Genomic DNA, 11087 nt, shown 5'->3' with positions numbered 1-11087 from the left:
TGCCATTCGAGTTTTTGATACCCCCTCATCGGCTGGCCCCGGCTTCTGATGATGAGACGGGTTTATCGACGACTTCAGAACCAGGTCTGACAGCCGTAATATCTTCAGGATCCACTTCCGATGGTCGAATACGTTCAGAATAAGAAGGCGGAGGAATAAAGTCACTCGGTGCAGAGAGAGTCAACAGTTTTGATTCACGTCGTTTTCGTGAAGTTCCATTTATCAATGCCGCGACGACAGCCAGAAGTAATCCGAAGACCGCAGGCTGCAAAAGCACTTCCACCGGAGCAGCATACCATAGTGCAACTGTAGAAACGGCCGTCATCATAACTAACAGCACCAGCGCGCTTCTGAGCGCTGAGATACTCATTAAAATAAATCCCAGCAGTAAGGCAGTCCCGGCACCAATGAACACAATCATTGAACGAGAGAGCGCATGAAACTGTAGCGAAGCTGCCGGACCGATCCGATAGAATTGATAGTCGTTCACTCCCATAAAATCTGTTCGTTGGGGTGGTGTTTTATTCATGTCGATCGGAATTTCATCCTGGCCTGAAAACAGCCGTGACCAGAAGACCCCCTGATGTTCCCAGCGAAATTGAGGGGTGTACCCTCGAGGAATTGTAAAGAGATGTTCGTGATTGGGCAGTCGGATTTTCCACATCGTCTTTTCAATCCAGAGATTATCTGAAAATTCGGCAGCACCAACCGTCAATGGGCCGAATTGGGAGTCACGCTGGTGTCTGGTGGAACTATAATCAATCGTCAGAATATTCGCTGGTGTTTGTGCTTCTTTCCGTTTGGCGATTGGCAAACTGAGTTGGTAGTCCTGAGCGCTCCCCTGTGTCAGATTAGCTGTGACCGGTTGATCGTTCCACCAGATTTCATCGATCTTGATCCCTGAGTTTTCTGGCATTCTGAATGAAAGAGTTCGTGGTGACACTGGAAACTGATACTGAGCGCGTGCCTGATAGGAACCAGCCAAATCGATGCTGCAATCGATCCATGCCTGACGGATTGAATAAGCCAAGAGAGAGCCCGATTCGCTTTTTTTGAATTTGAGACTAATGTCTGCTTCGGGATCCACAGCACGCCAGAACGCATTATTATTCATGGCCAACTGCTGCTGCCAGGCCGCATCCGTACTTTCAACTTCGAACGACTGTGCATCTTCGTCGTTCATCATTAAAAGTTCAAACTGGCTTTCTGAAAAAGCCACATCGTCAGAACGGATCAGGGGGATATCTAATTCGGATTGAGAAGTTTGCGTCAATAAATAGACGGCTGTAATTTTTACTGATCCCAGTTTTTTGCTGCGTAGAGAAAGTCGAGCATTCTGGATCGGATCTGTTTCGTCCGAGGTCCAGGTTGGTACAAGCGGGTTCTGCTCATCATCGAGATAAAAATTAACACGATTTTTCAAAGACAGAGGCACCAGCAAACGAACTTCAGATAGTGGTTCATATTCAATCTGATATTGAATTTCCTGCTCAACACGGGTCTCTGAACCATCGATTTCTATCAGGGCAGTACTTGCGGCAGTAATTTCCTGGCTATGAATCGAAACAACAGCCGAAAACTCATTGACTCCCGGTTGAATTTGAAACATGTTCTTTCGCAGAATCTGAATTTCCGCCGGCAGCGCGAACTGATCTAGTTGTACCAAAGGAGTTGACAGGACCTGCGTTTTTGGTGCGGAGGTCAAATCGGTAACGACATTGGTATCATTGGCAAGTACCAGTGACGTGGCAGACAGACTGGGGGCTTTGATTTCGGGAAGCGAAAATTTGAAGGGTTCCTGATCTGCAATCACAGGACGCCGGGCACGGAAGGAAATTTCAAATGCTCCCTTGGAGCGTTTTAGCAGATTAATGTTAATTCTGTCCGGCTGAGACTGATCAACTTTAATCGCTTCCGTCAAAGATGGTTCCTGCATCAATTCCAGTTCCCAGCCTTCTTCTTTCCGATGAGGCCAATTGAACGAAACTTGATCGAGCGCACCTTGAAATACGTTAATTTTCACACGTGCTTCCAGTTCTGCCCGGTTTCCAAACATTTGAACCAGGTAGAAAGGCTTGGCAGAGAAGTAGGGTTTGACGCGTTCAATATTTAGCGGCAGTTGAAATGGCTGTTTCAGAAAGCGATATGAGCTATCCAGGTCTTTCTGGTTGGCCTTGATCTGATAGACAGACCGATTCTGCCCTTCAGTACGAAAGATGCGATAACCATCCAATGTCTGAACATCAATCAAACCTGTTTGCCGTTTAGCCCGACTCACTTCAAAGCCATCAATCAGAAAGTGGCCGCTCTGTTCTGGAAAATCCGTCTCCAGGGTCCACTGCAATTCGATGGGGCCGACCGTGGGTTCAATCAGCGAGACGTCAACCAGATTTCCTTTTGTCACCTGGTGACTCTTATAACCTTCACACTTCACATCCAATAGCCGAAACGATTCTGGCAACTTAACCTGGACCGACTGAAAACTGCCCGTCAAGGCTTTGATAGACTGGTTCGCATTCAGTAGAACCGAGTCTGAAGTGAAATCAGCTGTGATCAGAGTCTCGGCCTGTAATACAGTTTCGACTTTCTTCTCATCAGGAATGGGTTGCCATGAAAGATCAAGCTGTTCACCCAACCCGAACATTTCTACCTGACTCTGTTCTTCGGAAACGGCCTTTTTCGAAACCGCGACTCCGCTGGGAACCTCCAGACTGATTTGAGACAATGGAACTGTCAATTGTAAATTACTGACGGCGGTTTGCGGCAGCACTAATTGCAGACGCCGTGAAGGTAACTGTTGTTTGAGCGATATGCTTAACGTCAGATTCAGCTCATGCGTCCCTTTTCCACGAAACCACCATAGATAACCATCCGTTCGGTTAAAACCACCTGGACTGGATTCACCTGCGCCAGCATATCCAGTTTTCAGGAAGATCGATTCATTCAATTTTAAAGGGACACGAATCCATTTCTGATCTTCATTGATCAACACAACAATGCGAGCATCAAGAATGGCGCGATCATCTTTAATGGTACCCGTGAGTGAAACGGAAGAAACCGCGTACTCGGGCGACTGTTCTACCTGAGCAGCCTGCTTCTGTTTCAGATACTCGAGAATTTGATCCAGGTTGAGATTTGGGAGAGGAATGTATTGGCCATCAGCCCCTTTAAAATAGACTCCCTGCTGGCCTGGTGTATTTGGTGAGTCCTCGGAAACCGAGTTGGAGGTCTCTGAACTTGAATCAGTCTTTGACGACTTTGCTTCAGGTTTGGGCTGACTGGAAGCATTCAGGAGCCTGGCTCCAAAATCTGCTTTCCGTTCATCCTGCTTCTCACTGGTCCGATCACCTGGCTGTTGTTGTGCGTAAACATTCTCAGACGTACGTCCTACGCAGAAAAACAACAGCAAAGGTAGTCCACAAGAGACTATAACGAAACGAGCAAGATATGACATAATCGCAAATTGATCCCATATTGCGGGAACCGGAAAACACTGAAAAAATCTAACTCATTGACCTGGAAGGAGCTAAATCTATTCTAAAACCGAGGAATTCTTCTACTCTGTCTGATCGAAGCGCAATCCACGAAAGTGTTCATAAGAACATAAACAATGTATGAGAAGAATGCATTTCAGTCCTTATATCATACGTCGTTTTTTGGGCACATTAAAGAAGGAATCTCAAAGCTGACTAAAAAAGCGGTCCGGTTAATAATGTTTGCAATTCTGTATGAATATTTGTTCCATTAGTCGCCAAAATACTGGGCGTTTCAATTGAAAAATTAGCATTTTCGATGGAGGTCACCGCGCCTCCCGCTTCTCTACAAATCAGTACGCCAGCTGCCATATCCCAGGGTTTTAAATTGCTGGACCAATATCCTTCAATCCGCCCTGCTGAGACATAACATAAATTGAGCGCTGCCGACCCGGTGCGCTGCAATGTTTGTGCTTCGGGCAAAACGCGTAAGAATCGATCTACGGCGATATCCTGACCTGTTGTACCAACGGGTAAACTGGCAACTAACATTGCCTGATCAAGAGACGGAATTCGGGAAGTTTCAATTGGTTCTCCATTCAACCGTGCGCCTTCTCCGTGAAATGCTGAGAACATCTCATCGCGATTCGGATCGTATACAACCCCCAGTATCAGTTCCCCCTGATGCTCTAAACCGATCGAGACACAATAGTAAGGGAAGCCATGTACATAATTCGAAGTGCCATCCAGAGGATCAATCACCCAGCGATAATCTGAGTCGCCTTCTTCGTGCGTCAAACCCTCTTCCCCCAGCATATGATGCAGGGGAAATCGCTCGCTTATGTGATTCACAATTGCGGTCTGCGACGCAAAATCAGCGTCCGTCACCAGATCGGATCTTCCTTTTTCAGAAACGCGAAACTCGTCAATCCAGTCCAGCAGGCATTTGGCTCCCAGCCGCGCGGCAGTTTCAGCAGCGTCAATCAACTCAGTGGAATTCAATGTTCAACCTTCCATGAAACACATTTTAGATTCAGTCTTCTGCACACTTAAATCAGATTCAGAATCTCAATTCATCCAGGGGGATCAAGAAGCAGAGAAAATCCCCAGAAGTTTGTTCGATTATCATGATTATGCTGAATAATCGAATTATCACCATTCTATGAATCAAACCGCAGCTCGTGAACCGTCAACGTCCGGATTTCATCATTCTTTTATAGTCTTACTGAGAAACACAAGGTCAACCGCTGACCGACCCCGAGGCGTCAGACTCCCAGCAATAGCAATCAGTTGCGCAGGAACCCTCACCTGCGACTCATGATGAACGCTCCCAAAGCAGACCTCAACAGATCTCAGCAGACTCAGCTGCGACCGGTTTATAGCGATTTTTATTGTTCTCTGGTTTCTAAGCAAAATATCAATTCTATCAATCCCATTGATTAATGTTGCTTATTCAAAACAGTGAAGCCAGTCAAGGTGTGGATTTTTTTCAGATTGAAAGTATCAGGTTGGAAACATGAGGTATATTTTCAACACCTAGTGCTTTGTCAAGCTAGAAATAAAGGGTTGGGGGTATTGTTTACGTGCTCCGTTGTCACACTCTCGTGATATCTATCAACCCCAATTTTAAAATGACACTCCACTAGTATTGGTTTCATTATTGTTTTTCTGAGAACCAGATCTGCCTTGTGTGGTAGACATTTCCTAACCAGACAATTCCTAACCAGACAAATTGATTGAAAAGATAACAAATGGATTTTCCGCTCACACAGCTCTCACTTTACATCATGGCGATTAGCGTCGGAATCTTTACCGTCATCGCCGCCATTACGGATTACAAAGCCAGAAAAATCTATAACGTCCTGACTGTTCCTTTCTTTGTCTTAGGGATTATTTATCAGGCCGTTTTCAATGGCTGGGAAGGCCTGATGTATGGAGGCCTGGGTTTTCTGGCTGGTTTCGGCTCGTTTTTCCTGATCTGGATGGCGGGCAGCGGCGCTGCGGGAGATGTCAAAATGATGGGGGCCTTATCGGTCTGGCTGGGTTTTAAAGCAACACTGGCCGTCATGATAGTAGGCACGCTCTTTGTACTGATTGGTTCTTTTGTGATTCTGTTCTGGAGCGTGATTAGACGTGGAGCACGGAAAACAAAAGAAACGTATCTGGCAACGGGCAAGACCTTAAAAGGCAAGAAGAAAAAATATAAAGCGGAAACCATGGAACAAAAACAGAAACGCGGTTTGATGCCGTTTGCCCTTCCCGTGGTCTTGGCAACTTGGAGTGTGACGACCTGGATGGTGATTAAATCAATCGTACTGCAGTAATTGTTGTAGATCAAAACTCATAGTATCCGGAAATCGATGAAAGTATTTCTGCTGTGAATGTAAAACGAATTCAGAAAAACCAGAAACGAACAGAACGCAAGGGCTTCCTGAGCATGGAACTGGCCCTGGTTTTACCGATTTTCGGTATTGTCCTGTTCGCCCTTTTTGAGTTTACGCTCTTGTTTTACGCACGCGCTGATGTTGTCGAAGCCAGTCGGATTGGTGCTCGTCTGGCAACATTGCCGGGTGTGACCCAGGAAAATGTGGAACAGGAAGTAAAGAAAATTCTGCCTCCCCAATTGGGACAAGGGGCCGTTGTTCAAGCTGACATGGGAGAAAAGCCGGGAGACATCGTCATGGTGGCTGTCAGCATTCCCATGACATTCGCTTCCCCCAATCTGCTTTGGCCGATTGGCTATGACATTAAAGGACAAAATTTGTATTCAGAAACCAGGATGATTAAAGAGTAAATCTCTTCTGGTTTGATTTGGAAATAATCGTGTAGCCCTCCGACGATTTAACAGGAGGGAATGTTGGAAGTCAGGTAGAACCCCTGCTTCATCAAGTTACGGGAGATTGATCCGGTGAAAAGTCTGACCCCTGCAAAAGTATCACTGTTGATGTTTGGCGTCTTCGGCATACTGATTGCAGCATATATCGGAAAAAGATTATTGGCGGGAAAAGAAGAAGCTCCGCCGGTTGCAACACGAAACATTCCCATGGCAATTAGTGAACTGGAACCAGGCACACTGGTAACCGAAGAGCACCTGGGACTGGGTCCGATTGCGATCAAAAATTTGAAACCGGAAATGATGACATCAAATCGTGTCATTGTCGGCCGAATCGTGAAAGAACGCATTCCGGCTGCCACTCCCATTTCAACCGGTCAACTCTATCCAGCAGGTGAAACGCCGCCGATTCAGGTTGAACCAGGAATGCGAGCCATTTCAGTCCCGCTTGAATCATCGGTTGACCTCGTTGATGGATTGATTAAACCGGGTGAGTATGTCGACGTTCACATGACCCCCACGGGCATGAACAACGACAGACGCTTGAATGGCGGGATGACGTTAACCTTATTCAAAGGTGTTCGCGTCATCGCAATCAATCGCAGCTACACACAAAACAGCAGTTCCCGACGAGGTACGAATGTGACACTCGAATTAACTCCGGAACAGGCCAATATTATGATTCTTGCCCGTGATCGTGGTGAGATCACCATGAGCTACACGCCTGAAGGGAAAGGGAATGGCGGCGTCGCGATCAGTAATGCCGACAAAGCAACTTTATATGAAATCCTGGGATTAAAGACACCGGAAAAGCCAAAAGAAGAAGAACCTCCCAAACCGTTTGTCGTAGAAGGTTATTACGGTTCGAGTCGCAGTGTGAATCAGTTCGACAAAAATGGTGTGCGGATTGGCGACTACAATAATTTTAATCGTGGCGGCAGCCGTGCCTTTAATTCCGGCGGATATCTCAATCCGAACTGGGGACGTGGCGGCGGTTATGACAGCGACAGTGGTTCCATCAGTGCTCCTGTTCGCCCGACACCGGGTGCCCCCGGAAGTGCAGGACCGTCTGCACAGCGAGGTCCACAGAGTAACCCGAACGTCCAGAGTTTTCCTGATCGACAGCAAGGGCCCGTCGCAAGTTCCTATTCACAAAATCGGCCTGCAGGGCGGTAATTGACAACAGAGTTAATACCCGCATTCAGGATTTCTGCCTTATTCCCAAAGAGACGATTACCGAAATCACTGTCATGAAACGTTTTCAGCGAACCCACATCACAAGACCACAGCACGTCGGTCGACGAGGAGTGATCACTCCTCTCGCTGCGATGGTGCTGCTGGCTGTCATGGTGGGGATCGCTTTGATTGTGAATCGACTCTGGTTGGATGCAGCTACCCTGGAAGTCACTACCTGTATTGAAACCGCGGTTTTAGCCGCAGGTCACGAACTCGCATCAGATGAATTGCTCAAGGAAAATCCGGATTACAACAAGCTCATGACGAGGGCGGAAAAATCGGCAAATCGTGCGCTCAAATTAAATACGGTCGCTGGACAGCGTATCGGAATCCAATTGACCAAAGGCGACAATCTCCTGTTTGGAAAGACCGTTCCCGTAGCTGAAACCGGAGAAAGACAATTTTTACAAACCGACCATGAGCCGCTGAGCGTACAAATCAAAACAGATCACGCCAGCCGACTCAATAACCCTGTCGCAGAATTATTGTCTGAGGTAACCCGGACTAATCTGGGGACGCCAGGGACACAGATCGAAGCCTCAATCGATAATCACGTCATTGGCATTCGCCCTTTTGAGAATGTGGCAGTTCCCGCATTTCCTCTGGCAATTCTGAAAGATGACCCTACGGGAAAACACACAGAAACCTGGGAACTCCAGATCATTCAGAAAAAAGGGAGCGATGAATATCAATTCGACCCGAAAACTGGCAAGGTCACTCGCGGCTCAGATGGGATTCCGGAAATCAAGCTGACGGGAAAGCCTCGACGGGGTGATATTGCTGATGCCAATATGCAGATCCTCGATTTTGGATCAAAATTCCATTCCGAGGCGGTTGTCCGACAGATTTTAGCAGGTCTGACTAAACAGAATCTGAAACAGTTTCACGGTGAATTAGTATTTAATGCACAACCCGTTGAAATCAAATGCAGTCCCAATATCGAAAATGATGAGCAAAACGCATTTAAAGACATGCTCGGTCAGTGCCGCATCTGTTTTCTCTATAACAAAGTGAATGCCACACCAAGATCTTACAACGGCATTGCCGACTGCACAAAGCTCGTAGCGGGCCGGATCATGGCTGTCAAACGGCTTGAGAATCAGGCATGTGAAATCATCTTGCAACCCGGAGTCATTACCTCACGAGCAGTCGTGCTGGCCAAGCCTAAACCAACAGAAAATGTAAACGCGTCTGCATCGAATACAAAACCAACCGCAGACGACAAAAAACAAAGTACAAACAAATACATTTACAAGCTTTATCTGACCCAGTAAGGGCGGAGACGAAACATGGTATTACAAAGCGAAACCAGAGTTGCTAATTCAGCCGTTGATGCGAAAAAAGCCTTTCAGAGGTTAAAAACACAGCTGCATCACCAGATGGTTGATGCGATCGACTTTTCCAAAGCAGGCGAACTTCCGGAAGAGGAATTGCGTGGAAAACTCCGCGGGCTGGCTGAGCATCTTTGTATGCAGCAGGAAATTAAACTCGATCATGAAAACCGTGAAATCATGGTTCGAGAAATTCTGGACGAGATCTACGGATTCGGTCCCCTGGAGCCTTTAATGAGTGACCCTGAAATCAGCGATGTGCTGGTAAATGGTGCCGACCGGGTTTTCGTGGAACGGAACGGGGTACTGGAAGAAACCGACATTAGTTTTGCGGATGACGCACATCTGATTCAGTTAATTCACCGACTGGTCGGACGGGCCGGGCGACGCATTGACGAAGTCTCTCCGATGGTCGATGCCAAGCTTCCCGATGGTTCTCGTCTTAACGCAGTAATTCCCCCATTGGCGCTGAAAGGCCCCACCCTTTCCATTCGACGTTTTCGATCACAGGCTCTGCTATTTGATGACATGGTACAAATGGGATCATTGGCTCCCGACATGGCGAAATTCCTGGAAATGGCAGTTCACGGACGGCTCAATATCTTGATCAGTGGTGGTACTGGTGCTGGAAAAACGACACTGTTAAATAACCTCAGCCGTTATATTTCCGGCAAAGAGCGAATCGTCACCATCGAACAAACTTCAGAACTCCAGCTTCAGCAACCCGACGTGGTGTCACTGGAAGCCAGGCCATCCAACATTGAAGGTCAGGGAGAAATTAATCAGCGGGACTTATTGAAAAACAGTCTGCGAATGCGGCCTGACCGAATTATCGTCGGCGAATCGCGTGGCGGTGAAGTATTGGAAATGCTGCAGGCGATGAATACAGGTCACGATGGTTCGATGAGTACCGTCCACGCCAACGATACCCGCGACGCATTGGACCGACTGGAGTTGATGATCGCCCTTTCGGGTGCGGAACTTCCAAACTCAATTGCCCGACGGTATATCGCTTCAGCCGTCCACTTACTGGTGCACATCACACGTCTGCCTAATGGTGAACGAAAAGTGATGCGTATTTCAGAATTGATTGGCTTCCAGAACGGCGAATATATGGTGGAAGACCTGTTCGTCTTTCGAATTACCAATGTTGATCCGGATGGTCATGTCAACGGTTCCTTTTATGCTACCGGACATAAGCCTGTCGCGATGAACTGGTTAACTCAAACAAACTTTAATGACTGCGAAAATCTGTTTCATGCCCGTGAATTAGAGCTAACGGACCGTCAATCTGATAAGCAGGATGGACAGGAGATTTAACCATGGCCACAGATGCCACAATAAATACAATCAATGCTGCGGATGATTTTTCAGAAATCCTGCGCGATCGAAATAAATACGCTGTCTCTGATTCCAATCAGATCGGTAACCGTGTGAATGGCGGATTCGATGAATTGATCATCCATTCCGGAGTCGATGCGAATCCGGCAGTGATTCTGTTTCTCTGCCTGCTGACTGGGATCCTGATCGGTGGTCTTGTTTTTGTGTTACAGGAAAATTTCCTCTCCACATCGCTGGCGTTCATGGTGGGAGGCATGGCTCCCATTGGTTATCTGATTTTCCTACGCAGCCGACGCCAGAAACGAATCAATGAACAGCTTTCCGATATGATTGACGAACTGGCACGTGCCGCTAAGACAGGTCGCAGTTTGACACACTGTTTCATCAATGTGGCTGAAAAAACGCCTGCCCCGTTGGGAGATGAATTGAAAGAGTCTGCCCGGCGCCTGGAAATGGGCGTCTCCATGAAGGCGGCTCTGGACGGACTTTATGAACGAACAGGTGTTGCCAGTTTGAACATTCTCTCGATGGCATTGATCGTGCATCAGGAAACCGGTGGAGACCTGGTGAAAGTGCTCGAACGGCTGGCACGTACAATCCGGGACCGTATGTTATTTTTGGGTCGCCTGCGTACCGCCACTGCAGGTAGCCGTGCGACCGCAGTACTGATGATTTTGCTCCCCCCTTTGATTCTGGGATTCTTCGTCTTACGTGATCCTACCTATTTAACAACCTTGATGGCTTCATCATGGGGACGGGGTGCAACGTTTACCGCTATTGCATTACAAGTCATTGGATCCTTGTGGGTTCTGCGAGTTTTGAAAACGAGTCAACGTAGCTGATCCAACAAGAAACTATTCAGACCTGCCATAA

At 47.3% G+C, this 11087-nt stretch carries 8 protein-coding genes; 6 read left to right on the top strand and 2 right to left on the bottom strand.

Going from position 1 to position 11087, the window contains the following annotated elements; all coding sequences use genetic code 11:
- Positions 1–25: 25 nt before the first annotated feature.
- Both Pan241w_RS05845 and Pan241w_RS05840 read right to left on the bottom strand, forming a co-directional pair.
- On the bottom strand, positions 26–3403 hold the full coding sequence (locus Pan241w_RS05845; protein ID WP_232107367.1) for a hypothetical protein: 3378 nt from the start codon (positions 3401–3403) through the stop codon (positions 26–28).
- Between the two features lie 286 nt (positions 3404–3689).
- Complete coding sequence (locus Pan241w_RS05840) at positions 3690–4475, bottom strand: inositol monophosphatase family protein (RefSeq protein WP_145212323.1); 786 nt, start codon at positions 4473–4475, stop codon at positions 3690–3692.
- 749 nt (positions 4476–5224) lie between these two features.
- Between Pan241w_RS05840 and Pan241w_RS05835 the strand changes: the two genes are divergently transcribed.
- From Pan241w_RS05835 to Pan241w_RS05810, 6 genes are all read left to right on the top strand, one after another.
- Positions 5225–5797 (top strand): A24 family peptidase, encoded by a 573-nt coding sequence (locus Pan241w_RS05835; protein WP_145212321.1) that lies wholly within the window; start codon positions 5225–5227, stop codon positions 5795–5797.
- Between the two features lie 53 nt (positions 5798–5850).
- Complete coding sequence (locus Pan241w_RS05830; RefSeq protein WP_145212318.1) at positions 5851–6267, top strand: TadE/TadG family type IV pilus assembly protein; 417 nt, start codon at positions 5851–5853, stop codon at positions 6265–6267.
- Between the two features lie 114 nt (positions 6268–6381).
- A complete protein-coding gene (gene cpaB, locus Pan241w_RS05825; protein ID WP_145212315.1) occupies positions 6382–7482 on the top strand; it encodes a Flp pilus assembly protein CpaB in 1101 nt (366 codons plus the stop codon).
- Positions 7483–7556: 74 nt separating this feature from the next.
- The gene (locus tag Pan241w_RS05820; protein WP_145212312.1) at positions 7557–8816 is read left to right on the top strand and encodes a hypothetical protein; all 1260 of its coding nucleotides are present in this window, start codon (positions 7557–7559) and stop codon (positions 8814–8816) included.
- Positions 8817–8831: 15 nt separating this feature from the next.
- Positions 8832–10193 carry a CpaF family protein gene (locus Pan241w_RS05815; RefSeq protein ID WP_145212309.1) on the top strand — a complete coding sequence of 454 codons (1362 nt, stop codon included), beginning with the start codon at positions 8832–8834 and terminating at the stop codon, positions 10191–10193.
- Positions 10194–10195: 2 nt separating this feature from the next.
- Positions 10196–11056 carry a type II secretion system F family protein gene (locus Pan241w_RS05810; protein ID WP_145212306.1) on the top strand — a complete coding sequence of 287 codons (861 nt, stop codon included), beginning with the start codon at positions 10196–10198 and terminating at the stop codon, positions 11054–11056.
- The last annotated feature ends 31 nt before the right edge of the window (positions 11057–11087 follow it).

It is taken from the genome of Gimesia alba (assembly GCF_007744675.1).
Classification (GTDB): domain Bacteria; phylum Planctomycetota; class Planctomycetia; order Planctomycetales; family Planctomycetaceae; genus Gimesia; species Gimesia alba.
This window is presented reverse-complemented; position numbering and strand designations above follow the sequence as displayed.

Bases quoted from the DNA above. Each gene is read 5' to 3' on its own strand.
- Pan241w_RS05835 (WP_145212321.1), top strand. From the start codon at position 5,225: ATGGATTTTCCGCTCACACAGCTCTCACTTTACATCATGGCGATTAGC.
- Pan241w_RS05810 (WP_145212306.1), top strand. From the start codon at position 10,196: ATGGCCACAGATGCCACAATAAATACAATCAATGCTGCGGATGATTTT.
- Pan241w_RS05815 (WP_145212309.1), top strand. From the start codon at position 8,832: ATGGTATTACAAAGCGAAACCAGAGTTGCTAATTCAGCCGTTGATGCG.
- Pan241w_RS05820 (WP_145212312.1), top strand. From the start codon at position 7,557: ATGAAACGTTTTCAGCGAACCCACATCACAAGACCACAGCACGTCGGT.